Below are 26,404 nucleotides of genomic sequence, written 5' to 3'. Positions count from 1 at the left end.
TCAAAAATAGTTTGCATCCTGCCTGCAAAGGCAGTTCTTCTAAAGGGATAGCTATAGTTAGTTGCCTTCTTATTACCCTTTGTCATTGACGTACTAATATAGCTATTATACTCTCCATCAGTAGCTTTAGTTTAGCAATCTCTTGTTCAGTGTTATAAATACCAATAGGCGAACCTTGGGCTATATTGGATTCTATTACGGTAAGCAAAGGATTGATGTCCACTGTTATTTTAGATAGATCGTATAGATTGACATCAGTGGGTAGCATTTTTGAGAGTTGGTGCATGAGAATCAAAATACCTGTTCTACCATAGCCATAGCCACAGTTAACAACTAATGGATTAGTATCTTTTGAGCCTAATATCTTTTCTGAATGGTGAATCGTCAGAAGTAAGGAGGCAAGGGCTTCTGCAGAACTTCCGAGACTACCATCTAACCAATTCTTGTAAATAATATGATGCAGTTCTCTCTTTTCTTCACCTTTCGAAATGACAAGAGTTTTAATTAAAATATCAGTTTGAGATCCTAGATGTTTGACTCTTTCTTCTGTTACTTTAACTTCATAACCATCTACATCGATAATTTCATCCTTCTTAAGATGATGCAATACCACACTCAGGCCATTTCTAAGTTTTGGAAAAGCGCCAGCTTCACTATCATCCTTATCAGTGGTTAAGCTAACTAAAATGGCAGCATTGCAGTCAATAACCATTCTATAATAGTCAAACTTATCATAAGGGGCTTCTGTCGCAATATATTGCTGATTATTTTTTGTGGATAATACATCAGAAAAATTAAATATATTAGCCCCTAAATATTGCCCTTTCCTATCCCCAGTTTTTAATTGGTATAGATTTAAAAAATTAATCATTCGTCCATTCATAGGGAAAGTACAAGGAAGATTTTTCTGAAGGCCCTCAAATTCTGTAGAGGGGATAACGTTATTTACACGAGATCCAATGTGAGGTGATAATCCTAAAGAAGTTATATTTTTATTATGTTGCGTATCTGTATGGACATGAGCCCCCTCATTGCTCTCTTTTTTTGAGAGGAATTCAGTACTTACTTTAATTAAAGGATGATCGGGGTGTTCATTAATCATTTTTTCAAAATTTTGTGGGCCTATAGACTGATCGCATTTAAGATGTAAGGGTTTTTTTGAAGATGCTGAAGAGGCAACGCCGCACTCTTTGTCCATTGAAAGGACAGGGCTAGTAAAATTTTGCAGGATTAAAAAAAGAGGTATTATAATGTTAGATTTTTCCATTTAATATTCCTTTTCATTTTATTTAGGCTAGAAATTCAAATATATTCAACATAAAAAAATCAACGGTAATTACTGTCTCATAATTAAAACATTGAAGTGTAGAGTGAATTTTTAGAAGTTATCTCTTAATCTATTATGCTTTTTTGTGACCGCCCAAAAATTTTGAGTAACTGTAGAATTAAATGTCAATTTATATCTTTCCGCAGTCGGTGTGAGGGTAAGTAAATACTGGGAAGGAAACACCCCATCTTCTAGTTTTACTTCGCTGCGCACGGGAATGTTATTAAGTACACACGGAAGACGAAGGTCATTCATCGGAAGGATAAAGGTTAATTCTAATGAATGTAGATTCATTTCTAGCTTTTGGTAGCCAAGTTTAAGATTGCTTTTTTCTAAGAATAAAGACGTGCTGGCCTCAAGGATGGTAATATCCATGGCGGGGGGCTTAAGGCTGGGAATAAAATCAGTATTTTCAATACGTATCATTAATTTAACTGGGCGCGAACTAAAATTATTTTCTTTTAAGAAGGATAAATCTTCTTGAGCATTTGCTTGAATTAAGGTGCAGATTGCAAGAAATAAATTTTTAGTCATAGCAACATTATTATTTTATAAAATTGATGTTTAAAATAATTACAGAGCGCCATTATTCCAATTTTTATATAAGAATATTTTTTGTCCTTTTTCTTATTACCGCCGAAGGAAAGTATCTTATGGGGTGACTTCAAGTAAGCGTTTTATATCTGAATGAATTTCTTCAATACCTTGGCGGGCATCAATAATCCGACATCGCTGGGGATTGTTCTTGGCGATTTCTAGGTAGCCGTTGCGCATCCTTCTATGAAAATCTAGATCCATCTTTTCAAATCTGACTTCACTGGTGCGACGCGCCAAGGCACGGGTAATCCCAATTTCTGGGTCTAAGTCAAAGACCAGCGTTAAGTCAGGATGAATTCCGGGAAGGACTGAGTTATGCAGCTCCCAAAGAAAGTTAATGTTTAAGCCTCGTCCATATCCCTGATAGGCAATCGTCGAGTCGGCAAAACGATCACAAATAACCCAGGCGCCGCGGTTAAGCGCCGGAGAAATGACTTTATCCCAATGATCGACCCGGGCCGCATTGAGCAATAAAGCCTCTGTTACGCCAGACCAACGATTGATATCACCTGAAACCAGAAGAGCGCGAATTAGCTCTGCGCCATCTGTGCCACCCGGTTCTCGAGTTACAACAACTTCTTTACCCTTAAGTCTTAAGGACTCGGCTAAGAGTTGGCATTGAGTGGATTTGCCCGTGCCTTCGCCTCCCTCAAAAGTTATAAAATAGCCGCGGCTCATGCTTTGCCTCCAAAGATATGAGTGATTGAACGCCAGATTTTCTTAAAAATTCCAGCTTTTTCAACATCTTTGGTCGCAACCAGATCAAAGGCTACTGGTTGAGCATACATCGGGGCACTTACGATCAGCTTACCAAGAGTTTGTCCTGCAGCGATAGGAGCTGTAATAGACCCATCGAATTTAATTTCATATTTAACTTGATCTTTTACCACGGTTGGAACGGTGACAAAGGCATCCGCTGCGGGGGCAACAGGAACAATGTTTTCAGCGCCTGAATAAACGGGCGCATTCTGAATGACAAGTCCTTTTTTGGCTAGAGTCAGCGTGGTAAAAGCTTTTAGAGCCCAATTGGATAGTTTTAGAGCCTCAATAGAACGAGCCTTATTTGTCTTTAAACCATTAACAATAATAATAAAGCGTTTGTGATTGTTTTGTGGGTCACCTTCTTGGATCGATGCCACCACCCCATAGCCTCCTAAATCAGTCATCCCCGTCTTGAGGCCATCGCAGCCAATATTTTTGTCGAGTAAAGGGTGACGGTTGGGTTGAGTAATGCCGCTATAAGTATAGGACGTTTTGGCAAAGAGACTATAGTGTTGCGGATAATCTTGAATGACACGATAGGCAATCTTAGCTAAATCACGGGCTGTTGTTTTATGCTCAGGATCAGGCAAGCCACTCGCATTTTTAAAGGTTGTATTAATACATCCAAATTCATGAGCCTTTTGGGTCATTTCCGCGGCAAATACCTCTTCTGATCCCGACAAACCTTCGGCCAAAGCAACCGATGCGTCATTGCCTGATTGGATGATAATTCCATGGAGGAGTTCATTGACAGTTGCTTGGGTATTGATATTTAAGAACATTCTGGAACCACCCGTCCGCCAGGCCTTTTCACTAACAGTGATAGGGCTGTCAGGATGAGCAATACCTTTTTGCAGTTTTTCAAAAGCCATATAGGCTGTCATTATCTTGGTCATGGAGGACGGGTACATGGCTGTATCCGCGTTTTTCTCAAAAAGTATTTTCCCAGAGTAATAATCGAGAACGATGGCTTGTTCAGCGAGTGTATCAATGCGCAGCGAGGCGGCGATAACCGGTGAGACACCGGGAATATCAAGAGGCGGCGGCGCCGGTTGAATTTGCTCTATAGGCTGGGCAGCTGGTTGCTTTTTTGCCTTTTTTGGTTTAGCTTCGGCATTCAAAATTAAAGATGAGATAAGTAAACTCAAGGCTGCCGTATTCTTCACATGTATTCTCCTGTGTATTAATTTCTGATGAGGCGGGCACCATGATGCCCTTCGGTCTCGACGAGATTTAGTTTTTGTTGTGCTAATTGACGCGTGGAATAAGGGCCTAATTTAATTGAGTACATATTACCACTTTGTTTATCACGTACGATTGCGGCTTTACCGTGTCTTGCAAGGCGCTGTTTTAGGCGATCTGCATTGGCTTTTTGGACAAAGCTTCCCACTTGAATAAAGTGTCTACCGGATGCATTGCTTTTCGTCTGCGGTTTAGAAGCGGATTTTTTAACGGGAGGTGAGGGCGGCGTATCCAGCAATTCTTCAAAAATGACTTCTTCCTCGCGCGTGAATGTTAAGTTTTGTGGTCTGAACTGATGCTGATTGCTGTGCATGACCGTGTTTTGCAAAACAGGGGGATGGTGGCTATTACTGCGCATGACGGCTTTAACAATTGCTGGATCTTCGGCCATGACTTCTTCAGTAGGCGATTTGCCCGCAATTTCTTGGAAATAAATTTCATCCCATTTGCGGCCCGCGGGGTCAATGCCATATCGTCCATAGCGTTTAAGGTAGGCGGCTAAATCCTTACTTTCTTCGGGAATAGCTCTAACTCTGACGCGAACAAGTCCTTTATTATGGGTTCCCAATTCTTGAGCTGCTTTTTTAGAAAGATCAATAATGCGATCATCCACAAAGGGGCCGCGATCATTAATGACTAACTTTAAGTTTTTACCGTTTTCAAGATTGGTGACCTCTACTACAGAGGGGATGGGTAATGTTTTATGGGCAGCAGTGTAAGAATGCATGTCATAAATTGACCCGCAGGATGTGGGACGCTGATGGAAACCGGGCCCATACCAGGAGGCCACACCATCTTCATCATAGTCATAATGGTCTTGAGGGTGATAAGCTTTTCCTTGAATTTTATAGGGTTTTTTAGTGCCGGTACAAATTTCTTTGGCCGCCTTAGTCGGCGGTGTACAACTACAGCCAGCTAAAAGCGCAGATAGACCGATTATTATTAAATGATTTTTCACGAAACCCACTCTCTGTTTGCAGACATAATAGCTTTTTTTGAGAGGCTTCTCAAGCCTGCTTTAAGGTGATAATCAAATGAAATTTTTGACAAAACTGTCAAGCGTATTGTGACTTTATTCAGAGCAAGATATGATGGGGGTGATGTATTTTGGAGGTTCACTGTGAAAAATGATTTAGTCGCGCGCTTTCAATATGTGATGGGGCCGGTTATTGCCGTTAGCTTGCTGATCTATTTTGTCTATCATCTTATCCAGGGAGAGAGAGGGTTGTTGGCTTGGGGGCGGCTGAAGCAACAAGTTACCATAGCTGAACAAAAACTCCACGCTGTAACGACAGAGCAGCAAGCGTTGGAACAACGCGTGCACCTCATGCGTCCTGATAGCTTAGATACGGATATGTTGGAAGAGCAGGCCAAAGAAAAACTCAACTTTGTTCGGAAAGATGAAATTATCATTAAAGATGATGAATTAGGAGGATAATTCCTCTGGAGTTAAAAAAGTAGGCCAATCATCGGTTAAAAAACTTTTTCGACAGGGCTATAAAATAGGTTGCCGTTTATAGAGTCAACACGAAGCGCCACGGTTTTTCCGTGGCTTTTTTGATTCCAATGCGCGGCGTAATGTTGACATCCACATCCTGTATTCCTTCCGATACATAGAATGTTGGGTCAGAAAGAAGGTCTATCCCGTTATGACGCGTGGTAATACCAAGATGACGGCACAGTTTTCCAGGGCCGTTGAGGTGGGTCAACGGTGGCGTAAGTAATTTAAGCCCGCGGATCAAAACCGCACTGGCTTCCCCTTCCGGTTCTGTTACAATATTCAAGCAGTAATACATGCCATAAATAAAATAAACATAACTTTTGCCGGGTGGGCCAAACATAATAGCAGAGCGCGGGGTTATTCCCCGGTGGGCATGAGAGGCAGGATCATCGGCACCTCGATAGGCCTCGGTTTCTGTTATAATTCCAGCATGCTCGCCAAAAACTAATTTCTTGCCGATTAAATCATGGGCAACAACAGCACAATTACGATTAAAAAAGTTATGGTCAAGTTTCATATGGTGTAACCCAATGGTCAATAAGAGTTTTATTTTAAAACAGGGCTATTTATGTCACTTAATTATAAAAAGGGAGAGCTAAAATTTCAATGTGTAAGGTGGAGGGTAATCCGTATAAAAGAAATAAAGCTATATATATAACCCATATAAAATAAAAAACTCAGCAGCAGGCGCCTCCCTCGTTGTGTACGAATGGTTGAGAAGGTAATGCACCTAAGGGCTTGATTGCGAATGCCGTTTCAGCCATCGTTACGTTGTGTCGTCAATTATGGCCAGAGGCGACGGGACTATATGATTTCCCCTTTTTGCTGTGCATTTTATTACGCAGCATGCCAAGCGTATGCTGCCCACGTCTAAGAAGAATAAAAAAAGGTAGCTTTTAATGCTACCGGGAGATGTGAAATTACTGTTGTAGAATTAATCCTACGCTGCTTTTTCTTCCTTGGTTGGTATGCCTTTCGTTGTGGAATACTCAAAGTGAACAATTTCATCGGGATAGATGAACTGACGAATAGAGTGGGCTGCTTGGGCTCCTTCGGCAAAACCGGTTAAGATTAACTTAAGTTTATGAGGATATGTCGCAATGTCGCCGATGGCATAAACTCCGGGACGATTTGTTGCTGCCGTTAAATGATCCACTTGGATGTGACTTTTATCCATGCCCAACCCCCATTCAGAAATGGGGCCTAAGTTCATGGATAAGCCAAAGAATGGCAGTAAATGATCGGCTTCAATGTGTTTTATAGCGCCATCAAGGGATTTGACCACGACGGCCTTGAGGCTCTCTCCATCTCCCTCGAGCCCTTCAAGTTGGAATGGCGTAATCAGGTCGATAATACCGTTGCTGGCCAGGTCATTGAGGCGCGCTTCACTTTCAGGGGCAGCTCGGAATTTAGGGCGACGGTGAACAACGCTTACTCGGGTGGCAACTTCACTTAAAGAAATTGCCCAGTCAACAGCAGAATCTCCACCGCCAGCAATAACAACGTTTTTGCCGCGATAAGTTTCACGACTTTTGACGTAATATTGAACAGCCGATCTCTCATAGTTTTCGATGCTATCGAGAGGGGGGCGGTTGGGACCAAAGGCACCGACGCCTGCTGCAATAATGATGCTTTTGCAGTGAATTTCAGTGCCTTTAGACGTTTTGATTTTCCATGATTTTCCTTCTTGGTCCAGCTGGTCAATATGGGTTACTTGGTGGCCAAGGTGAAAGGTGGGATTAAATGGACGAATTTGACGTTCCAAATTGTCGATTAGCTCTGCACCCGTAACCTGTGGGTGAGCCGGGATATCATAAATGGGTTTTTCAGGGTATAGGGCCGCACATTGTCCGCCAATCGCGTCCAAGGCGTCAATAACATGACAATCCAGGCGGAGCATTCCACATTCAAAAATAGCAAAAAGACCAACGGGCCCCGATCCAATAATAACAACATCTGTTGAGTGTAACATATTTGTACCTCATAAAATTTATGGCCTTAACCAAAAGTCTTGGATGCCATTAAGGGGGTAAAAGACGATGGTTTTAAGCTTATTAAAAAAGCCTTACCCTTAGGGGCAAGGCTCTCTATAAATAGAAAAGGCTGGTGTTATGCAATAGCCTTAACACGCTTTGTTAAGCGAGAAACCTTGCGGGAAGCTGTATTCTTGTGAATAACGCCTTTGGTAACACCGCGCATAATTTCGCCTTCAGCAACGCGAATAGCTGCAGTTGCTGTCTCTTTTGAACCAGAAGAAATTGCTTCTTCAACCTTCCGAAGGAACGTACGAATGCGACCAACACGGTCGCGATTTACTTTTGTGCGACGTTCTGTTTGGCGCGCAGCTTTTTCTGCATTACGATGATTAGCCATTATTTATCCTTAAAAAAATACCTAAAAATTTCAGTCTTGTGTTGTTTATAACTTATTTCTCTCTTAACGTCAAAGGAAATTAATCGATTTACCTATCGACTATTTCTTACTTTAATCGTTTATGCAACAACCGATGAGCCTGTGCAAATTTTACGGTGTCTTTACCGCCAAACCATTGGGCTGCATAAGCTATTTTCCCCAACCATTTGGTTTTATCGATAACCCGATGCAAAAGGGGTTTAAGGTCTTGGGGAAATTTTTCTATAAAGAGGGTGGCATATTGGTGTTCCAGGGCTTCATCTGTTCTGAGGAATGCAACTGTTGTCATAAAATAATTGATAAGATCACGGGTGCGAGCTTCATCATAGGTCATCAATGACTCTGGATCTTCTGCAAGGTCAATAAAGAGGAATTGATTTTGAGGGGTAAGTGTAAGATCCTTGACACTGGCTCGACCGTGCACCATATGTCGATCATGTAGATTCAGGACCGCCTCTAAACCTTTCATAATATAGGGCAGACGCTGGTCTACGGGCAAGCCGCGCAGAACATATTCAAAACTTTTCCCGGCATCGCTTACAAGAATCCAATCGTCTCCTTGCATAATCAGACGAGCACAGGATCCTTGTTTTTGGTCGCATTCTTTAAGCCGCCGTGCCTCTATTTTTAAAATGGTTTCATTGCAAATCGTTGTGGGTGCAATAATCTTGTCTGGAACTAAGAAGTTAACTATTTTTTTGCCAGTATAGGATAACCATCCTTTATTTGCATCTGCTTTTTTTACCCAATAGGATTGGCCTTGCCATTCAAGATGCCGCACGTTGCTCGTCTGAGGTAAGTTGGATTCAACATAGTTTCTAAGGTCGGAATCTGCCAGGCAAAAACTTATCAGACTAAAGAAGAAAGGGAAAATGCGCATTTTATAGTCCTTGGATCCCCAAAAACAGTTTTTCAGCCTATCATCTTTAGCGTCTTTTTGATACCAAGATTTTGCAAGTCTTATCGCTAAATTTTTTAGTTTTTGAATCACGGTGAATCGATCTCAATTCTTTGTTTTTATAGGATTTGTCTATCTAGCGCCGGCAGAAATATTTTAAGCATTCGCCAGTAAAGGGCTCCTCAATGGAATCAAATAAGTTAGATATACAGAGCTTTACCATACCTCTGCTGACTCTGGTGAGTCAACAAAGCCTTATGATTTTTGGATTTCTTGCATCAAATGTTTATGGATTTTATCCGCGATCTCTTTTGGTGAGGCCGTATGGGGAAAGAAATCGACGAGGGTGCCATTCCTGTCCATGAGATAAATGAGAGAGCTGTGATCCATTAAGTAATCAGCCATGGTGCCGTCTGGTTTTGCCTTAACCGCATAGACATTATAAGACTTTAGGACAGGGTCAAGCTCACGCTGTGTTCCTGTTAACATCACAAAAGAGGAGTGAATGGTTGAGGCATAGCTTTGCAGCGATTCCACTGTATCACGTTCTGGGTCAATGGTAATGAAAATGGGCGCCACTTGATCGAGATCACGTCCTAGGGTAGCAAGGGCACTACTGAGATTGCGTAAACCCAGCGGACAGACATCAGGACAGAAGGTATAGCCAAAATATACCAGCATGTACTTGCCACGAAAGTCTTGCTCAGTGCGGGTTTTGCCGAATTGATCGACCAAAGTGAAGGGACCCCCTAAATTGGGCAGATGTCGATCGCTATCCTGATTAAAATGGATAGCTTGATTTTTGATGTAATAGGCCCCCAATCCAATAAGGCCAATTCCAATGGATAACCCTAAGAGGCTGAGGCGCAGGAGGCGAAAATTCATGTGCTTTATCCTTGTTTTTGCTGCTATAAGTTAGCTTAAGTCATATCATATGAAAATTATTATGCAAAGTTATCCAATGTCGCACACCAGACCATCAATTTCTTTTTCATTGCTGATTACCTTGCGCTGGATTGCTCTGATAGGTCAAACGATTACACTGGTATTAATTGATCAATATTTTCACATGGTCTATCCCAAGCAAATTACGTGGTCAATTGTTGTGTTGTCAGTCGCTGTCAATATCGGATTAATGTTGACTCAGCACTCAAAACACAAAATACCGGCCAGTCATATTTATTTGTACTTAATCTATGATATTGGGCAATTGACAGCCTTATTGTATTTAACCGGCGGCCTTAATAACCCCTTTTCGGTCTTTTTGTTGGCACCTGTCGTTATTGCGGCTGGCTTCTTGCGCCGCCGCGATGCCTTAATTGTCACCGGATGCGGTTTAATGGCTACTATTATTTTATATGGATCCACATTTCCCTTGCCTTGGGATTTGACAGGACTAGTCTTGCCAGGGCGATTGCGCTTTGCAGTGTTGGTGGCAATCAGTGTGGCTATGGTCTTTACCGCCATTTATGTGGGACGGGTGGCTCATTATTATTTAAGGACGACGCAAGCGCTCCAAGCCACCGAATTAGCGCTGGCACGCGAACAAAAGTTAGCCTCCCTCGGCGCTCTAGCAGCCGCTGCGGCCCATGAGTTAGGGTCGCCCTTGACGACAATGATGCTTGTCATTAAGGAATTACAAGCGGACAAAAATCTAAGCAATGTGGTAAAAGATGATGTGCGAATCTTAGCAGAGCAAAGTTCTCGGTGTCGCGATATTTTGCAGGGGCTTTCTCGAGATTTTGCAGCCGAACATATCCTTCCTTTTAAGGCGTTGCCGTTGCGGGCAGCTTTGGATGTTGTTATTGCAAGTCATGGTAAGCTGCCAGGCAAAGAGATGCAAATCGACTGTGCGCAAGAGGCTCCCGTCATTGAGTTAACGCCAGAACTCCAGCATGCTTTGGGAAATGTCATTGCAAACGCCGTTCAGTTTGCTCAATCAATCGTGACCATTACCTGTCGATGGACTGAGCAAGATCTGACGATAAAAATTTCAGATGATGGGGAGGGATATCCTGAATCCATGCTCAGCCGTCTGGGGGATCCCTACCTTTCATCACGGACTGATGCGACAGAAGGTGTGCATTTAGGCCTGGGACTTTTTATCGCACAAAGTTTGATAGAAAAAAGAGGTGGGGTGATGTACTTTTACAATAAGCAGGGGGCGGTGTGCGAAATTGTTTTCCCCCGCCAGGCAATAGAGGTGAGGCATGAGCACTCAGGTAATTAGTTCTTCTTTGATTATTGTGGATGATGACCAACCATTGCGCGAACAGCTGGGTCGCATTATGACACGGCGCGGTTATGAGGTAACATTGGCTGGTAGCTTAGATGAAGCTAAAATCATTCTGGCTGACAATGGTTTTGATTTTGCTGTTGTGGATATCAAGTTGGGGGATGGATATGGCTTGGAGTTGGTGAATAGCCTGAAAGCATCCAACTCTAATACACGCATTGTCATGTTGACAGGTTACGGCAATATTGCAACTGCTGTTGCCGCCATTAAGCATGGGGCCGTGGATTACCTAACCAAGCCTGCAGATGCAGACATGATTGATAATGCCTTAAGACAGTTAAAGGGATCTGAACCCATGCCGCCCGAAGATCCAATGTCCCCAGATCGAGTCAAGTGGGAGCATATTCAACGGGTTTTTAGTGAATGCGGTAACAATGTTTCTGAGACAGCGCGACGCTTAAAAATGCACAGACGTACATTGCAGCGGATTCTTGCTAAACATGCCCCTAAAAGTTAGACATACCCTTATATCATAATAAATCTCTTAACAATCATCTCAAGAGTTTTTATTATCATGCTCACCAACAAAGAGGGGGGAGCTCTTGAATGACTATGGGGCAAGGTAATTCCTCGGAATCAGTAAAAGTGCTCATTTTAGCTGAAAAATAATGATGTTTATAATCTATGAAATCTTCCCTTAAAAAGCCCCGAATATTATATTATATTTTTTAAAAGTTAAGCGGATAATTCCTTAATTTTTCCTATTAGTCAACCATTGACTTAAATTTTAGATGTATTTAATGTGCTTTTTGACAGCAGTAATTACTGTCAAATTTAACCCTCTAATAAAAGGAGAATCGTCATGATTCGTCGCACAAATAGCCGTCTTTACGGTGAAACTTTAGGTTATTAGGTTATAAGATTGTTTGCGGTAAATGATAATTTACCGCAAACTTTTTATTGTTCTTAAATTTTTTGAAGTGAAATTATGGAAAAAATTCAAGTAAACCCTCACCTATATAAACAACTGGGTGAAAGTGCAAGTTGTCACTTTAGACTTCTTACAAATAGTCAATTAAAAGATGCTTTTGCCATCCATAAAGGTGATTATCTAACGGCAGAAATAAGTGTGTTTGATACGGCAAAGGATTTTAATCAGCTTGTTCTTTCCCTACCACGTCGCGTTCATATTCTTATTATTTCCCCTTACTGTTTATTTGAATTTCCTCGTAATGAAGAGATGGGGGAAGATTATAAATTAATGACTTTACCCTGTAGCTCAAGTGAGATTGATCTAGAAAGTATAAAATACTATTTAGAAGTTATGGAACGCACAGATTTAGACTCTCAACAGGAATGGACTAACAATTTTTTTGCAATTTCAGAAAAGAGTAAGTACCTGAAGTTTGTTGATTCCGAAACCAAGACAGAAGCTATATTTCATCATATGTCTGATGAATATGAATGGTTTGAGCAATTAGGGATGATCCCCTGGGGCGGTCAGCAGTTTGTGCCCTCTGGCGAAATAAGTGTATTTTCGCTTTTTCACAATCATCCTGGTATTGTTAAGCATATAAATATTAGTGGGGAAATCACTTTTTCAGGATACTCTATTGTAAATTCGGGAAAACCTTCATTTCTTGCCGAAGATAGAGAGCGCATTTATAGCAAACTCTCTTCCCTCATGAAGGGAAAAATAATTTTTGAAATTAACGAAGGTCGTTTAAATCCTAAAGCAGTTTATTGTGATAAAGAAGCTCAAGATGCTTATGATATTTTGAAGAATTTATTTGAGATAGAGTCTCGATATAAACTTTTGTGGGAAATAGGGTTCGGGTCAAATACCAATATGCAAGCTATAGAGGCTAATAGAACCCCCAATGAAATTTATGGTCATCGCAATGGCTGTGTCCATTGGGGGTTAGGTCTTACCCCTCGAACTCAGTATCACCTTGACATTATTTGCCCTAATACTCTTGTCATGGATGATCAGGGCACCGTTATTGTCGGGGGAGAGAAAAAAACAATGAAAAGAACCAGCGCTCAAGGCTGCCCCTGTATTGCTGCTTAAAAATATTTTTGTAGGCAAAAGGAATGGTTGGATTCTGACAACTTAAGGTAAATTTTAATGAGAGACAATGGTGCGTACCGTTTCTAAGGCGGATATAATTGCCCCTTGGATCCAGCCTTGGTCATGTGAACAATGTTCTCCTGCGAAAAAAATTCGTCCCTCTGGTTGCCTGGTTGCTTTATAGAGCCAAGGTAAAAGATCTGATTTTGACTTTGCTTCTGTTGATGGAGCATTTTCTTTGTGAGGATGATCAAGGTCATCATTGCTCCACGTAAAGCAAAACGCCCCTTTTGACCATTTATAGGTATCCCAGGCCATACTTGCGCTGCTGAGGATCATATCGTTTTCATGGATTTCTTGGTGGAAATAGCCAAGAGCTTCTTTGGCATGCACAATTCTTTGATGATGGGGTAAATTAGAGAGATAACCGGCGTCTTTGCCTGCTGTATAATTTAAGAGTACGCCTGATTCTTCTGGACTTATCGGCGGGTAGTATATTTGTCTCACCACGCCATCTGTTATTGATGTTCCGCCGTGGATATTATAGTTGTTCTGCCAAAATCTATTTTTACAAAGCAGCAAAATCTTACAAGCATTTATATATTTTAAACGATGAATTGCTTCTAACTTTTCTGAGTTAAAGTTTTGCAAATTCATATTGCGCATGGCTGCAAAGGGAATGGTACAAATCACATAATCACAGGTAATGGTTTCAGACTTTCCATTACAGAGGAGGCTTATTTCTGCTTTGTTATTTAGATTAGTGATTTGACATACCTCAGCGTTATACAAAATATGGGGGGTAAGTTGATCTGCAATCTTTAAAGGTAGTTGATCCATTCCACCGTCGAGGTAAAAAAATTGAGTCTTAAGTCCCTTGAGAAGGTGCTGTAGGCTTAAGTTAAGGGAGGGGTTTTTGGGGCCTAATGCTTGGGCAAATTCTTCTATTAAGTCTGCAAAAATTGGAGAACCTTTTTTTACTTGAGAAAAATTAATGTCCTGCAAATCAATTGTATTAATTAACTTTGCCATGTCATCGGGTAGAAAAGTGCCTACAATTTCTTTTAGGAAGCCAAATTTTTGATCCTTTAGAAAATCAGTAGCTAAAAAATCTTTAATTTTAAAAATAGTGTTTTTGATCTTTAAAAGACAGTTCTCATTTTCAAACAAACCAATAAAATGCTTGAGTTTTTTATCTAATTGGAATTCACGAATATAATGAAGAGTATAATCATGCACTGACGGAACACGCATTGCTCCTAATTCACCATAGGGAGCATCCTTTCCCTCGCCAAATCGATGGGTGAATATTCGACCTCCTGCGCGGTCACTTCCTTCCAGGAGAGTAACGGTATGTCCTAATTTTTTTAATTCATAGGCCGCTATTAAGCCGGCCATTCCTGCGCCAATAATGTAAATATGTTTTCTGATACCTTTGTCTTTTTCTTTCAATAATTTAATATGATTTTGTACTTTAGGATTCATCGATAGGTTCTCTAACTGTAAATAGAGCAGAGTAAAAATTAGAATACTTATGTTTTTTATGTAATTTAACAAAAAAATGTATATTTTGTCCATAGTCCAGCCCTTATTAACTAACATTTGGAAAGAAAGAGGCGAATTATAGTTTCCGCTAATCATTTTATTTTTTAAAAGGGCACGAATAAAAGATTAGAATAAAAAGATAGAGGGGTGTATATATAGGATTACACTTTGAGGTCTCAATTGGGTTAACACCAGAAGTAGAGCCTAAATTTATGACACCACTTCCATCCTCGTGGTTATTTATCTCTATTTTATGTCTATTATCATGTTTGGGTATTTTTTCGATTTCTCTTTATTTGCCGTCTTTGCCTGCTATTGGAAAAGCTTTGGGCACTTCTGAAAAAGCTGTTCAGTTAACTCTTTTCATGTTTTTTTTAGGATCCTCCTTGGGGCATCTCCTTTTAGGGCCTTTTTCGGATCGAGTAGGGCGTCTTATTGTTGCAAAAGGGGGTATTTTACTTTTTATCCTTGCCAGTTTTTGGTGTGCACACTGTCAAACCATCCTTCAATTGCAGCTGGGGTTATTTTTCCTCGGTATTTCAGTGAGTGCCGGATCTTTAATTGCAAGAGCGATGGGTCGAGATCTTTATGAAGGTTCCAGTCTTACCCGTTTTTCATCGACCATTATGATGATCGTTTCCCTTTCTCCTGGGATTGCTCCCATGCTAGGCGGGTTTATAGAATATCATTTTGGATGGGAAAAAAAATTTTACTTTCTTATGGTGTTTGGAATTGCTATTGCATTAATGGTTTGGTGGCGGCTTCCCGAAACATTTGAGACAAGCAAAAAAATAACTCAAGGGTTTACTCTTTTTAAAAACTATGGGCTCTTCTTCCACGATTCTTATTATCGAACACTATGCTTTATTATAGCGATGCAAATGAGTACAATCTTTTGTTATGTAACGCTTTCTCCTTATATTTTTATTTCATTTTTTGGCTGGTCTCCCCAAGAGTATGGGTATGTAGGGATTGCGGGTGCTTCGGGAAATTTAACTGGTTTTGGTTTGGCTCGCTTTATGGCAAAGCGTTGGGGCTGTCATCGGGGTATTTTAAGAGGGAGCCTCTCCTGTGTCTTGGTGAGTGGTATTTACGTATGCTTATGTTTTTTGTTGCAGGAACAGCCTTATTTAATAATTCTGTATCATTTTTGTTTTTATAGTGCTTCGGCCCTAGCTGTAGCTAATGCCTCTGCTGCTGCTCTGGATATTTTTCCTCACAGAGCGGGGATGTCATCGGCTATCATAGGCACCATTCAAATTGGATCTGGGATAGTGGGAAGCTTGTTAGCCAGCCTCCTGCCTATTTCCCCCTTAGGGCTTGGAATTGTTTTGGGAAGCTTAAGTTTTTTAAGTATGGGAACGTCAATTTTTATCACAATAAAAAATTGGAGGGGTTATCATATTAACGAGGAGTGTCAAAACTCTTTAAAAGGATCGCCATCATCATCTTCTTAAGCAAAAGTGCGGAAAGTAAAGATTTAGACACGCCATTAATTGCTAAAAGTTTTTATTTCTATCCTCTCTTACTTATCCTTCCCAGCATCGTTGATATAATTTATTTTATATAAAATTATCTAAAAAATATTATTGTTGATCTGTCATAGAGTAGTTACCATTTATTAAAGATTTATCCGGAAAGATGGTTTATGACAAAAGTAAATATATGTAAAAAGGTAATTTTATTATTATCTCTATGGGTAATCGGCTTGATGAATCCTGGGGTAGGGTTTGATGCAATGCCTGCAAGTAGGGGCGAGCTTTGTGAGTACCAAATTAATGAATCAACCAATACGGTGAGTTATGAGCTTGGGCATGCAAGCACCTTATATCCACAAGATGTGGAGTCATTGATTAAAAAGGGGTATGAAAAGCTATCGGATATTTCCTTAGGAAATGATCGAGCAAATAGCCACGATTTGACAATATTTAGGAACTATAATCGGCATAACCCCTATTATTTTAAAAATGGCGTTACCTTAACTAATTTTTTAGAATGGATGGGTGGCTATATTTATTTGTCTTCCTCCGCTGCCACAGATGAGAAGATTCAGGCTCGTGTGGAAACGTTTGTTAGTATTATTTGGGCGCTCGTTCAGCTGTCTTGGCAACGGGGAGATAAATTTAATCGCGGGGCTATAATAATCCAGGATAAAGATAAAAAAATTCATGATTACTTGGAACGATTAGTGCTGTTTTGCGCCCACGTAGAGCAGCCCTCTGATCTCAACAATGGGATTTATACGATTTGGGGTAGCAATATTGGATACAATAGATTAGGTCAATCCAGTCATTTTTCGGGCAGGCAGTTGACTCATTATGGTTTTGATGCTCGTTTTGAATCTAAAAGTTTTGCTTTGCCTGTTTTACCATTTGGTAAGGAGCATGTGCTTTTTGGACGAGGTATTACTCATAGAGGAGAGGAAGTTACATTCATAAAACCCGAAGAAGCTGGTGTTGCTGATTTCTGGTCCTTATGGCGTCATACCTATTGTTTTTTTGCTCCCATTCCCCCCGGAACACTGTTGCGTCGGGAAAAAGATGTTCCTCCTAAAATTGCAACAGAGATTTATGTTTTGATGAAGAGAATGCACACCCATCGAAGAATTTTTCCCTGTTTTAATCATAATGAAAAAATTCAGCATATTTATCAAAAAATTGAAACAGGCGATTTAGACGGCTTATATTTCGAAACCACTAAAGCTTATGATATTTCATGGTTTATGATGATCTTATCCCAGATTGCCCATAAGGGTGACGTGCCAGATGACATTCAAACGCAGATCAATACAATTAAAGAATTGTTGATCTCAGAATTTGATGAAAAGAGTTTATTTCTTCGGTCTGGCAATGAGGTTCTTTTACTGGATCGAGAATGGTAGCAAGAGTTTATGCTAAATTGATGATCCTCATTTTCCACAATTAAAGCTCTAAATGGGGGAGTTTAAGTCTTTACATAAAAAAACAAGAATTATAATTTTCAGGGGATATTTTTTGAAAGATGTGGCTCCCCGAGACGGACTCGAACCGCCGACCCAGTGGTTAACAGCCACTTGCTCTACCGACTGAGCTATCGGGGATCACATGTACATTTTGTATCATAATCATTAGCAAATAACAAAGGTTTTTTTGCAACAGTTTCATAAAAAAAATTTATATGACTAAAAAGCTTGTTTAAATTAAAGAAAATTTTACCTAAAGTGGTAATGTGAGTTTTATTCAAATAGGAAAGTTATATAGATGGTCTCAAAAACTTCAAAAGTTATTGTTGCTCTGAGCACAATATGCGCCGGTTCTTCCGCAATGGCTGGGGGATATGCGATTAAACTACACAGCGGTTTGTCTGCTGGTATGGCCGCGGCCGGTAGTGGTGTTAGCGATGATGCGTTGGCAATTTACGCCAACCCAGCTGCCATGATTCAAAACACAACTCACCAAGTTGCTGGTCATTTTACAGGTGTTTTTGGCTTAACAAAGTTTAAGGGAGCAGCCCAAACATCAACACCTGCAGCTTTTTCAACGACGGGAAATACTCGTAATGCAGCTAAAAAAGTTGCTGTTCCATCCTTTGGTGTTATTGCGAATGCTCACGAGCGTGTTAAAGTTGGATTGATGGTTCATGCGCCGTTTGGCTTGAAATTTAATTATGGGAATGAGTCAGTTGTAAGAGGGCATGCAACGCGCGCCGAAATGACAACCATTAATGTGGTTCCTTCGATTGCATTAAAAATTATTGATTCTTTGACCTTTGGTGCTGGTTTGCAGATGCAATATACAAAAGTTGACCTTGCTAGAAAAGCAGCACTGACGCCTCTTTCTCCTTTATATAGTCTTGTATCTGGGAATGATTGGGCAATGGGTTGGACGGCTGGATTGTTCTCTCAAGTGACCAAAGCCTGGAAAGTGGGTTTATCTTATAAATCTCAAATGACCGCGAACTTGGATGGTCAAGGGCAACTTGGTACATTGACAGGCGTTCTTAGCTCTGAATTCAAAGCTAAGGCCAAAGTTCACTTCCCTCACACATTTTCTCTCAGCACTTCTTATGATTTAACCAATAGCTTAACCGCTTATATGGATGTAATTTATACTAAGTGGGATGTTGTTAAAGAGATTTCTATCAGTAGTTTCTCTCCTCAAAATAGTCAGGATATTATTCCATTAAAATGGAAAAATACCTGGTTCTTTAGCCTTGGTGCCAGCTACAAAATAAACGAAAACTGGACTTTCCGCACGGGTTATGGATATGACAAATCTCCATCTCGGAATGCAACGCGTGTTGTCAGTATTCCCGATACAAACAAGCATTGGATCGCGATTGGTACCACCTATAATATGGGTAAGAATCTTGCCATGACGCTCAGTTATGGTCATGAATTCTTTGAAAAAGGTAAGATTAATTTAACTAACCAAGGTCTTAAGGGATCGTTGGTTGGTAAAGTTAAAAACCGTGTTGATTTGGTTTCTGTTCAATTCAACTATAAGTTCTAATCAGGGCTTAGGTAAAAACCCGGGGAACCCCGGGTTTTTTATTGTGTAGAAGAGCTAAGTGATTAGAAAGAGTCATTTAGAAATTTAGGGAGATCTATCCATGAAAAAAGTAACCCTCCTTTCTTTAATAATGATGGGGGCATCCTGGGCAATCTTTAATCCAGAAGGATATTGGTTGACAGAAAATAATGATGCAAAAGTTCATATTTATAAGTGTGGCGATAAGTTATGTGGCAAAATTGTTGACCTTAAAGAAAAGTGTCGCGATGGCAAACCAAAGGTTGATGAGGAAACGAAACAGGCAACACTCGGCCTAGAGATTATTAAGGGTTTTAAGCCTGCGGATGAAAATTCTTGGGAGGATGGAACCGTTCGCGATCCAAAAGAAGGAAAGACATACAGCGGTTCGATGGAGATGCCGAACAATAATCAAGTGGACTTGAGAGGGTATGTCGGTATTAAGTTGCTGGGCCGGACTTCAGAATGGCGTCGGACCAATGAACAGACTAAAATTCCAGGATCAGACAACGACCAAAGCTGCCACCAAGCAAAATAAATATCTTTTGCTGCAGTTTGATGCATAAAAGCTAATTGAATTATAAAAAAGGGTAGGGTGTTTTCACATCTTACCCTTTTATCTAAACTCCAGCGTGGTTGCTTAGAGTTTTCCTTCTTGAGCCAATCCTTGAGTTTCTAGCTTAGTGTGTGATAATTTTGTGACCTGATGTATTTTTTGAAAGACCACGAAGAGGTTTTATGAGCAGTAATACACCAGTTAATTTTGATATTATTGGCGATGTTCATGGGTGCCTGGATGAACTGATTGCGTTATTGAAAAAACTAGGTTATTCCATTGATTTAGAAAAAGGCGTCATTTCCAAGGCTCCTCCTAACAGAATACTTGTGTTTGTTGGTGATCTCGTTGATCGGGGCCCAGATTCGCCAGGCGTTTTAAGGCTGGTTAGGGAGGCTGTCTTGCAAGGCAAAGCTTTATGCGTTTGTGGGAATCATGATGATAAGCTCAAGCGTAAATTGCAGGGAAAAGATGTCCAAATTACCAACGGTTTGGAGGTTACCTTAGATCAGCTGCGCGAAGCCTCTCCAGAGTTTCTAGAACAAATTATTTCATTCATTGATCAGTTACCTTATTATCTTGTGTTGGATCAGGGACGACTTATTATCTGTCATGCGGGTATTCAAAAAAAATATATTGGTCAGTATTCTCCCAAAATTAGGGCTTTTTGTTTGTATGGCCGGTCGCTGGGAACGGATGAAAAGGGGCAGCCCCTTCGTTATAATTGGGCACAAGACTATGAGGGGGAAGCTTTGGTTGTGTATGGCCATACGGTTGTCGAGGAGTCAGTCTTCCTTAATAACACCCTTAATCTTGACACAGGCTGTGTCTTTGGAGGACGATTAACGGCCTTAAGATATCCTGAACGACAAATTGTCAGTGTTCCAGCCAATCGTTTATATTATCCTGAATAAATCACCACTTCTTTAGAAAATCTTAAGACTCTATCAGCTACGATCGGAATACTATCCAGGAAAGTCGATTAATGCTGTACCATTTAAATGAATTCAAAAACGTGGCCATGATGCCGACCAAGATGTGGTCAGATGCTGTCGGGATGTTTGCCTCAGCCATGCCAACCGAAGCGGATTCATATTCTAAAATTTTATCAGCCTCATCGCAAATCATTGGTCGATCGGCAATGACTTTTGATCAGCCTCAATTTGGCCTTTCTCAAACAGTTCGCCATAATGAAGTTTTAAAGGTTGTTGAAAAGAAAATCATGGTCAAGCCATTTTGTACCTTGCGGTATTTTCAACGTCAACGGGAAGAAGGGGTGGTTAATTTTAAAGACCCCAAAGTATTAATTTGTGCACCCTTATCGGGGCATTTTGCCACTCTCCTCAGGGATACTGTAAAAGCCATGTTACCGCATCATGAAGTTTATATTACGGATTGGCATAATGCGAGAGATGTTCCATTGAAAGAGGGAAAATTTAATTTTCAGACATATATTGATTATCTTTTGGATTTCATAAGACATCTGGGTAAAGATTTACATATCATTGCTGTGTGTCAACCTGCCGTTCCTGTCTTGTCAACGGTTTCATTATTGGCAGAGTATAATGAGCCGTGTCAGCCACGCACGATGACCTTGATGGGGGGGCCGATTGATACGCGTGTTAATCCAGGGCCAGTCAATCAGTTTGCTGAAGACCATTCCATGCTGTGGTTTAAAAATAATTTAATTAGTAAAGTGCCAGGTTCCTATGTAGGGGCTGGGCGGGAAGTTTGTCCAGGCTTTTTGATGCTCCAAGGGTTTATGAGTTTAAATGTTCAGCGCCATCAAGAGGCAAACTTTAATTTATTTAAGAAGCTAATCCAAGGGGATCGAGAAGGGGCAGAAGCCCATACCAAGTTTTATGATGAATACCGTGCTGTGCTGGATATGCCGGCTGATTATTATCTTGATAGTATTCGCATCGCTTTTAAAGAGCACCTTTTACCCAAGGGATTGCTAACTTGGCGGGGTTATTTAATCCGTCCTGAAAAAATTAAAAAGACAGCCTTAATGACCGTAGAGGGAGAATTGGATGAAATCTCTTGTTCTGGCCAGACTTATGCGGCCCATGAGCTGTGTTCTAAATTACCTGATACGATGCGCTCTCATTATCTTCAACTGGGGACAGGACATTATGGTATATTTAACGGCCGTCGTTGGCGCGAAGAAATCCAACCTTTAATTTCGTTATTTATTCGAGAACATGATCGATATCATTAAGAATGGGCGTCTTAAGGGAGAGGGATGATTCTTGGTACTGTCGCATCTATTTTAGTTGATTGTTATTTTGAGTAAAATAGATGCGACAGTACAGTACCCTTAGTATTATGCATCTAAACCATTTTTAGTTGAGTTCCGGAAGTAATTTCCAAAGCAGTTTTCTTTTCTTCCTCTTCTGTTGGGGATATAGACCAGGCCAGTTTTTGAAGAAGAGTTATAAGCACCAGGACAAAGACTAATAAATATTTTCTCATTTCACAGCCAAACTCATAAATTTAATTTCCATTTTAAAGAGAAAAACCCGAGAAAATTCGCTGAAAAAGCATATAGAGCTTAATCGGCCCTGAGGCGTCAAAACATTCCTTTAGGCAATTTCCCTATAAATTAAGTGAGTGTTAAGCATTTAGATATTTCGGAAATAAGAGTTTTTGCTTGAAGAGGTTTAGCCACATATCCATTAACACCTGCTTCAAAAAACTCTTCTTCCTCTTTTTGCAGAGCACTTGCTGTTACCGCAATAATTGGTAATTCTTTTTTTGAGAACAAACGGCGAATATGGATTGTGGCTTCCCTGCCATTCATGTCTGGCATTAGCCCATCCATAAGAACTAAATCAAAGGCTCCTTGCCTAACGGCTTCAATAGCTTTTATACCACTGTCAACAACTGTTACTAAGCATCCTTTACGGCTTAATATTGTTTTAATGACGGTTTGATTTATAAGATTATCTTCTGCCAATAACACGCGTTTATCGTGTAGGTCAATGCTTTCTGGAGAAGCAAGAAGAGGAGGAGAAAAAAGCCGTTGGGGATGATGAAGAATAACTTGGAATTTAAAAGTACTTCCTTTTTGAGGCTGACTTTTAATATAAATAGTTCCCCCCATCAGTTCACACAAATTCTTCACAATAGATAGCCCTAGACCGGTTCCTCCGAAACGGCGACTCATTGACGTGTCGGCTTGTGAGAAAGGATGAAATAGGTGTTGTTGTGCCTCAAAAGAAATTCCTATACCTGTATCCTTTACAGATCCGCATAGAATGAACTCATTCTTATTAACTCCCAAGCTCGCTTGATCTCTCTTGCCCGGTTTTAAAGCTACACTAATCGTACCGTGCTCTGTAAATTTAAGGGCATTACCAAGGAGATTACAAAAAATTTGACGCAATCGGGTGGGGTCGCCGGTTAAATGATCTGGGATTTCTGATGCAATCATCAAATTTAAATCAATACCTTTCTTTTTAGCTTGAAGAAAAAAAGGTTGAACAACTTCTTGCGCCAGTCGGAACGGATTAAATTCAATACTTTCAAGCTTAAATTGCCCAGCCTCGATCTTGGCGATATCTAACGTATCATTAAGTAAACTGAGTGCGGTCAAAGAAGCAGATTGAGCCCCTTTTATATATTCAGAATTCTCAGGGTTTAAAGGGTCTTCGCTTATGAGATCTAGCAATCCTATGATGCCAGTTAAAGGGTTGCGAATCTCATGAGAAATATGGGAAATAAATTTTGTTTTAGCATCACTGGCCGCTTTAAGAGCCTGGAAATAATGAAGACGCTGAGTTTCTGCTTCTTTATATAAGCGGCGCTCGTGAGCTATGCGTGAAGCCAAGCGAGTCAAAGGTTGAAGCTCCATGACTGCAGAGCTACAATATACAAGAGGCGCGTTAACTAACCCTATAACGCCGATAACTTTTTCTTCACACCAAAGAGGCAAACCAATGAAAGTTTGTAAGGACGGCACTTCTAATTTATTTAAAGCAGTCGTTTTAGTCTGAATAAACTGTTGGTTAGTCCGTAAAATCCTCTCAAACATACCTTTAAAAGGGTGTAAAGATGTTTGATCCTCTTTTCCAAGTTTGCTAAAAAATTTTCGGATCGCAGGAGAAGCCTGAGGACTTAGACAAAAAATAGGATCTAAAAGCTCCGCGCTGATTGCAGTATTCTTAAAATATCCTAAAAAGGCAAATTCGCTTTGGCTTAACCGTAATAAATTTTTTAAAACCGATTGTAAACTTTTTCCTTCTTCCAGAGGACCGCCAAGTATTTCGCGAGTCCAATTTGCTTGGATACTGATCACGGTATTAAGAATCTTATTGTAATCTTTTAGCCCCTGAGCCGAAATCTTAAGGGCTTTTCGGGTTTTTTTCTCGGAAATTTTTTGTAAAGTTATATCGCGAGCCAAAAGAATGGGGTGGCCTAGGGAGTTAGGTTCACTCAAATCAGGTAAAGCTATCCAATCGAGCCAGCAATAACCACCACCCTTACGCAGAACCTTATTTACCATAACTGACGGATGTTTTCCATGTAAGTACTCTCGCGTCTTTATCATATGCTTAGGATGAACTAAATCGAGAAAAGGTTTTTCTAAAAGTTCTGCCATTTCCCACCCTAGAATGTTCGCTCCCTGCGCATTGAGTCTTTGAAAATAGCCTTTATCATCAATAATACAGACCAAATCTTTGCAGGTTTTAAAAAGATAGTCGATTTCCTGTTCGCGAATTCCCCACAAACGACCAGTAATTAAAGAGGCCATTTCTCCCTGAGCAGAAGCAGATAAGGTTTTTTGGGAAGAAGAAGATAAGGGTGCTTGGTCTCTCTTGTCCTCACTGGCTGCTAAGAGAGACGGAATTAAAGTAGAAAGAAAAAAGAGAACATTAATTATATTGAGAGAAGATTTAAAAGAAGGAAGAAGCATAGTATATCTCCATCGGAGGAAGGATAAAAAATTAATTTAAATTAGGCAGAAAAAAGTTAATTTATAGCAGGATATGAAATTTATAATTTAATGAAGTAAATTATAAAAAATTTTTTATTTAAATATAAATTATTTCTAGAATAGATTATATAATATAGATTAATAATCTGATAGGTAAAAACTAAGATAATATTCCCTTGATATATAAAAGCATAAAGAAAACTGGGGGCTATTAAGAATCGTGAATAAAGGTTAAGGTATGGACCTCCTCCACTAACCCTTTAAAAAACGGTGTATGACCATCAAAAATTATAAATTACCCCAAAAAATGTTAAAGGAAGGAGTAGGAACTGTGAAAGATACTAATAAATAGTTTTTAAATGTTTTATTCATAGTGATAATTCCTCAAAATGGTTGATCTGTGATATTTGATTCAGAAACCATACAATTTTTTAATATTCTGTAGGTTTCCGGGTGAGGAATGCTTCTGCGATTGTTGGAAGCTGATGATACTTAAACTTTAAATGAGCAACCGGGTAATTTCCTGGCAACTTCATCAACTTGTCGGCATTAATTGCGGCTTCCTCTCTGCGCTGATCATTTAAAGAGGTACTGTCGCATCTATTTTAGTTGATTGTTATTTTGAGTAAAATAGATGCGACAGTACCAAGAATCTCCACTAATCTGCCCGGTGGTTATTTCTTTTTTTTATCCTTTCCAGTAACTCTATCTGAAGGGCTTGGTCATATATAGGAATAGCCGGTACACTATTTTGCTGGCGGATTTTTAATGTCTCTGGAAAAAACTTCTTATAAGCCTTAGCAAGGGATAAAACATGCTCTTGAAAATCCTCTTCTTCAATAAGATAGCTATATTTACCGTCGACAAAAGTCTCAGGGTTCTCTCGGTAAGAATTAATAATTGTTTGAAAAAACCTATCTTTTAGCTCATTACTTCTAATCATACTATTAAATATGCCAAGCGTTGCCTCATCACCAATTAAAGCACACTTTAAGTCGAGTTCTGATTTCTGTTTAAGCATTTCATTAGCCAGATCATCTCTGCCTTTATAGTCATAAAAATCTGCTAACTCCCCGAGAGCATTGGATAAGTCTTCTGAATCACTATAACCATGCTTTTGTAATTCCCTTACCGTATCTAGAAGTTCAGTTTCATAAAGCCACTCTTTTTCTTCCTTGGTCAAGGCGCTGATATCGACATTTGGGCCTGCCTTTTCAAATATAGCCTCAGCAATTTGTTTGCTTTCTTCAGATCCTCTTAAATTTGAAATGAAGTCGTCTGAACTAAGGGCACTATTTAGATTCATCAGCATACTCACAAATCCTATTGTTAGCGATAAATATCTCATTGTAAAACTCCCCTAATAAAAATTTTATTGTTATGAATTTGCTTTATTCTCAGCCATTAAAAAATGAAGTTTGTTATCAGGCGGTATGTTAATTGCTTCTAAGTAACCGTCATGCGGCCTGCTTATTCTAAATTCATTGAGTGCCGAATACAGCAGAACTTTAGTTAGCTCTACACTTGTCTGAAATTTTAATCCTTCCAATACAAGGTTGTCGAAGAAATCTCGGTGTTCCATTGCTTCTAATAAAAGGGGGCTACAATGGACACAGCAATCATTCCGGGACACCATATTTAATATACATAGCTCTGGTATCGCATTTTCTGAAAGTTTAATTCCCCTCATTATTTCACTGAACGTCGGAGTCAGAGCCGTATCATCAGCTTTTTTTGCGGATTCTCCTAAAATGTAAAGTATTAGGGGTTCCTCGCTATGAATCCAAAACTGAAAGGCGAGAGAAGTGCT

At 40.0% G+C, this 26,404-nt stretch carries 24 protein-coding genes and 1 tRNA gene; 10 read left to right on the top strand and 15 right to left on the bottom strand.

Annotated features, from left to right (window positions below; translation table 11 throughout):
• Positions 1 to 82: 82 nt before the first annotated feature.
• The 5 genes from ID47_RS07410 to ID47_RS11960 form a co-directional block, all read right to left on the bottom strand.
• The gene (locus ID47_RS07410; protein ID WP_038465250.1) at positions 83 to 1,267 is read right to left on the bottom strand and encodes a protein-tyrosine phosphatase family protein; all 1,185 of its coding nucleotides are present in this window, start codon (positions 1,265 to 1,267) and stop codon (positions 83 to 85) included.
• Between the two features lie 111 nt (positions 1,268 to 1,378).
• Positions 1,379 to 1,861 (bottom strand): hypothetical protein, encoded by a 483-nt coding sequence (locus tag ID47_RS07405; RefSeq protein ID WP_038465248.1) that lies wholly within the window; start codon positions 1,859 to 1,861, stop codon positions 1,379 to 1,381.
• Between the two features lie 117 nt (positions 1,862 to 1,978).
• Positions 1,979 to 2,602, bottom strand: a complete 624-nt coding sequence (tmk, locus tag ID47_RS07400; protein ID WP_038465246.1) for a dTMP kinase — start codon at positions 2,600 to 2,602, stop codon at positions 1,979 to 1,981.
• Complete coding sequence (locus ID47_RS07395) at positions 2,599 to 3,852, bottom strand: D-alanyl-D-alanine carboxypeptidase family protein (protein ID WP_051908750.1); 1,254 nt, start codon at positions 3,850 to 3,852, stop codon at positions 2,599 to 2,601. Before ID47_RS07395 ends, tmk begins: the two co-directional genes overlap by 4 nt.
• A gap of 17 nt (positions 3,853 to 3,869) precedes the next feature.
• Complete coding sequence (locus ID47_RS11960) at positions 3,870 to 4,886, bottom strand: septal ring lytic transglycosylase RlpA family protein (RefSeq protein WP_051908749.1); 1,017 nt, start codon at positions 4,884 to 4,886, stop codon at positions 3,870 to 3,872.
• A 162-nt stretch (positions 4,887 to 5,048) separates the two neighbouring features.
• Between ID47_RS11960 and ID47_RS07385 the strand changes: the two genes are divergently transcribed.
• Complete coding sequence (locus ID47_RS07385) at positions 5,049 to 5,366, top strand: FtsB family cell division protein (protein ID WP_051908748.1); 318 nt, start codon at positions 5,049 to 5,051, stop codon at positions 5,364 to 5,366.
• 76 nt (positions 5,367 to 5,442) lie between these two features.
• Here ID47_RS07385 and ID47_RS07380 read toward each other — a convergent pair whose 3' ends face one another.
• From ID47_RS07380 to ID47_RS07360, 5 genes are all read right to left on the bottom strand, one after another.
• Positions 5,443 to 5,946, bottom strand: a complete 504-nt coding sequence (locus ID47_RS07380; RefSeq protein ID WP_038465244.1) for a DNA-3-methyladenine glycosylase — start codon at positions 5,944 to 5,946, stop codon at positions 5,443 to 5,445.
• Between the two features lie 423 nt (positions 5,947 to 6,369).
• A complete protein-coding gene (locus ID47_RS07375) occupies positions 6,370 to 7,401 on the bottom strand; it encodes an NAD(P)/FAD-dependent oxidoreductase (RefSeq protein ID WP_038465242.1) in 1,032 nt (343 codons plus the stop codon).
• A 137-nt stretch (positions 7,402 to 7,538) separates the two neighbouring features.
• Complete coding sequence (rpsT, locus tag ID47_RS07370; RefSeq protein ID WP_038465240.1) at positions 7,539 to 7,802, bottom strand: 30S ribosomal protein S20; 264 nt, start codon at positions 7,800 to 7,802, stop codon at positions 7,539 to 7,541.
• A 106-nt stretch (positions 7,803 to 7,908) separates the two neighbouring features.
• Positions 7,909 to 8,721 carry a hypothetical protein gene (locus tag ID47_RS07365; RefSeq protein ID WP_156956701.1) on the bottom strand — a complete coding sequence of 271 codons (813 nt, stop codon included), beginning with the start codon at positions 8,719 to 8,721 and terminating at the stop codon, positions 7,909 to 7,911.
• Positions 8,722 to 8,994: 273 nt separating this feature from the next.
• The gene (locus ID47_RS07360; RefSeq protein ID WP_038465235.1) at positions 8,995 to 9,624 is read right to left on the bottom strand and encodes an SCO family protein; all 630 of its coding nucleotides are present in this window, start codon (positions 9,622 to 9,624) and stop codon (positions 8,995 to 8,997) included.
• A gap of 76 nt (positions 9,625 to 9,700) precedes the next feature.
• Between ID47_RS07360 and ID47_RS07355 the strand changes: the two genes are divergently transcribed.
• From ID47_RS07355 to ID47_RS07345, 3 genes are all read left to right on the top strand, one after another.
• Positions 9,701 to 10,969, top strand: a complete 1,269-nt coding sequence (locus ID47_RS07355) for an ActS/PrrB/RegB family redox-sensitive histidine kinase (protein WP_198022265.1) — start codon at positions 9,701 to 9,703, stop codon at positions 10,967 to 10,969.
• Positions 10,950 to 11,492: an ActR/PrrA/RegA family redox response regulator transcription factor gene (locus ID47_RS07350; protein WP_038465233.1), complete on the top strand. Its 543-nt coding sequence runs from the start codon at positions 10,950 to 10,952 to the stop codon at positions 11,490 to 11,492. Before ID47_RS07355 ends, ID47_RS07350 begins: the two co-directional genes overlap by 20 nt.
• Before the next feature lie 471 nt (positions 11,493 to 11,963).
• Complete coding sequence (locus ID47_RS07345) at positions 11,964 to 13,046, top strand: CgnE/CgnB domain-containing protein (protein ID WP_051908746.1); 1,083 nt, start codon at positions 11,964 to 11,966, stop codon at positions 13,044 to 13,046.
• A gap of 54 nt (positions 13,047 to 13,100) precedes the next feature.
• On the opposite strand, the gene ID47_RS07340 is transcribed toward ID47_RS07345, so the two are convergent.
• Complete coding sequence (locus ID47_RS07340; RefSeq protein WP_038465231.1) at positions 13,101 to 14,531, bottom strand: flavin monoamine oxidase family protein; 1,431 nt, start codon at positions 14,529 to 14,531, stop codon at positions 13,101 to 13,103.
• Between the two features lie 272 nt (positions 14,532 to 14,803).
• Between ID47_RS07340 and ID47_RS07335 the strand changes: the two genes are divergently transcribed.
• Complete coding sequence (locus ID47_RS07335) at positions 14,804 to 16,048, top strand: Bcr/CflA family efflux MFS transporter (RefSeq protein ID WP_038465230.1); 1,245 nt, start codon at positions 14,804 to 14,806, stop codon at positions 16,046 to 16,048.
• A gap of 191 nt (positions 16,049 to 16,239) precedes the next feature.
• Positions 16,240 to 17,472: a hypothetical protein gene (locus ID47_RS07330; RefSeq protein ID WP_038465228.1), complete on the top strand. Its 1,233-nt coding sequence runs from the start codon at positions 16,240 to 16,242 to the stop codon at positions 17,470 to 17,472.
• Positions 17,473 to 17,594: 122 nt separating this feature from the next.
• Here the strand turns inward: ID47_RS07330 and ID47_RS07325 are convergent.
• Positions 17,595 to 17,670: transfer RNA gene (locus tag ID47_RS07325), tRNA-Asn, on the bottom strand.
• 160 nt (positions 17,671 to 17,830) lie between these two features.
• On the opposite strand from ID47_RS07325, the gene ID47_RS07320 reads away from it, so the two are divergent.
• The 4 genes from ID47_RS07320 to ID47_RS07305 all read left to right on the top strand — a co-directional run bounded on the left by ID47_RS07320 (position 17,831) and on the right by ID47_RS07305 (position 21,876).
• Positions 17,831 to 19,081 carry an OmpP1/FadL family transporter gene (locus ID47_RS07320; RefSeq protein ID WP_038465226.1) on the top strand — a complete coding sequence of 417 codons (1,251 nt, stop codon included), beginning with the start codon at positions 17,831 to 17,833 and terminating at the stop codon, positions 19,079 to 19,081.
• 100 nt (positions 19,082 to 19,181) lie between these two features.
• Positions 19,182 to 19,637 carry a DUF2147 domain-containing protein gene (locus ID47_RS07315; RefSeq protein WP_051908745.1) on the top strand — a complete coding sequence of 152 codons (456 nt, stop codon included), beginning with the start codon at positions 19,182 to 19,184 and terminating at the stop codon, positions 19,635 to 19,637.
• 200 nt (positions 19,638 to 19,837) lie between these two features.
• Positions 19,838 to 20,569 carry a bis(5'-nucleosyl)-tetraphosphatase PrpE gene (gene prpE, locus ID47_RS07310; RefSeq protein WP_038465224.1) on the top strand — a complete coding sequence of 244 codons (732 nt, stop codon included), beginning with the start codon at positions 19,838 to 19,840 and terminating at the stop codon, positions 20,567 to 20,569.
• A gap of 71 nt (positions 20,570 to 20,640) precedes the next feature.
• Positions 20,641 to 21,876: a polyhydroxyalkanoate depolymerase gene (locus tag ID47_RS07305; RefSeq protein ID WP_038465222.1), complete on the top strand. Its 1,236-nt coding sequence runs from the start codon at positions 20,641 to 20,643 to the stop codon at positions 21,874 to 21,876.
• A gap of 113 nt (positions 21,877 to 21,989) precedes the next feature.
• Here the strand turns inward: ID47_RS07305 and ID47_RS12960 are convergent, their stop codons facing one another.
• From ID47_RS12960 to ID47_RS07295, 3 genes are all read right to left on the bottom strand, one after another.
• Complete coding sequence (locus ID47_RS12960) at positions 21,990 to 22,130, bottom strand: hypothetical protein (RefSeq protein WP_156956700.1); 141 nt, start codon at positions 22,128 to 22,130, stop codon at positions 21,990 to 21,992.
• A gap of 130 nt (positions 22,131 to 22,260) precedes the next feature.
• A complete protein-coding gene (locus ID47_RS11955; protein ID WP_051908744.1) occupies positions 22,261 to 24,573 on the bottom strand; it encodes an ATP-binding protein in 2,313 nt (770 codons plus the stop codon).
• A gap of 679 nt (positions 24,574 to 25,252) precedes the next feature.
• Positions 25,253 to 25,942: a hypothetical protein gene (locus ID47_RS07295; RefSeq protein ID WP_075261584.1), complete on the bottom strand. Its 690-nt coding sequence runs from the start codon at positions 25,940 to 25,942 to the stop codon at positions 25,253 to 25,255.
• Positions 25,943 to 26,404 lie beyond the last annotated feature (462 nt).

This window comes from Candidatus Paracaedibacter acanthamoebae (assembly GCF_000742835.1).
Taxonomy (GTDB): Bacteria; Pseudomonadota; Alphaproteobacteria; order Paracaedibacterales; family Paracaedibacteraceae; genus Paracaedibacter; species Paracaedibacter acanthamoebae.
This window is presented reverse-complemented; position numbering and strand designations above follow the sequence as displayed.

Coding starts and splice junctions, on each gene's coding strand:
- ID47_RS07410 (WP_038465250.1), bottom strand. CDS start 1,267: ATGGAAAAATCTAACATTATAATACCTCTTTTTTTAATCCTGCAAAAT.
- ID47_RS07405 (WP_038465248.1), bottom strand. CDS start 1,861: ATGACTAAAAATTTATTTCTTGCAATCTGCACCTTAATTCAAGCAAAT.
- tmk (WP_038465246.1), bottom strand. CDS start 2,602: ATGAGCCGCGGCTATTTTATAACTTTTGAGGGAGGCGAAGGCACGGGC.
- ID47_RS07380 (WP_038465244.1), bottom strand. CDS start 5,946: ATGAAACTTGACCATAACTTTTTTAATCGTAATTGTGCTGTTGTTGCC.
- ID47_RS07375 (WP_038465242.1), bottom strand. CDS start 7,401: ATGTTACACTCAACAGATGTTGTTATTATTGGATCGGGGCCCGTTGGT.
- rpsT (WP_038465240.1), bottom strand. CDS start 7,802: ATGGCTAATCATCGTAATGCAGAAAAAGCTGCGCGCCAAACAGAACGT.
- ID47_RS07365 (WP_156956701.1), bottom strand. CDS start 8,721: ATGCGCATTTTCCCTTTCTTCTTTAGTCTGATAAGTTTTTGCCTGGCA.
- ID47_RS07360 (WP_038465235.1), bottom strand. CDS start 9,624: ATGAATTTTCGCCTCCTGCGCCTCAGCCTCTTAGGGTTATCCATTGGA.
- ID47_RS07355 (WP_198022265.1), top strand. CDS start 9,701: ATGTCGCACACCAGACCATCAATTTCTTTTTCATTGCTGATTACCTTG.
- ID47_RS07350 (WP_038465233.1), top strand. CDS start 10,950: ATGAGCACTCAGGTAATTAGTTCTTCTTTGATTATTGTGGATGATGAC.
- ID47_RS07345 (WP_051908746.1), top strand. CDS start 11,964: ATGGAAAAAATTCAAGTAAACCCTCACCTATATAAACAACTGGGTGAA.
- ID47_RS07340 (WP_038465231.1), bottom strand. CDS start 14,531: ATGAATCCTAAAGTACAAAATCATATTAAATTATTGAAAGAAAAAGAC.
- ID47_RS07335 (WP_038465230.1), top strand. CDS start 14,804: ATGACACCACTTCCATCCTCGTGGTTATTTATCTCTATTTTATGTCTA.
- ID47_RS07330 (WP_038465228.1), top strand. CDS start 16,240: ATGACAAAAGTAAATATATGTAAAAAGGTAATTTTATTATTATCTCTA.
- ID47_RS07320 (WP_038465226.1), top strand. CDS start 17,831: ATGGTCTCAAAAACTTCAAAAGTTATTGTTGCTCTGAGCACAATATGC.
- ID47_RS07315 (WP_051908745.1), top strand. CDS start 19,182: ATGAAAAAAGTAACCCTCCTTTCTTTAATAATGATGGGGGCATCCTGG.
- prpE (WP_038465224.1), top strand. CDS start 19,838: ATGAGCAGTAATACACCAGTTAATTTTGATATTATTGGCGATGTTCAT.
- ID47_RS07305 (WP_038465222.1), top strand. CDS start 20,641: ATGCTGTACCATTTAAATGAATTCAAAAACGTGGCCATGATGCCGACC.
- ID47_RS12960 (WP_156956700.1), bottom strand. CDS start 22,130: ATGAGAAAATATTTATTAGTCTTTGTCCTGGTGCTTATAACTCTTCTT.
- ID47_RS11955 (WP_051908744.1), bottom strand. CDS start 24,573: ATGCTTCTTCCTTCTTTTAAATCTTCTCTCAATATAATTAATGTTCTC.
- ID47_RS07295 (WP_075261584.1), bottom strand. CDS start 25,942: ATGAGATATTTATCGCTAACAATAGGATTTGTGAGTATGCTGATGAAT.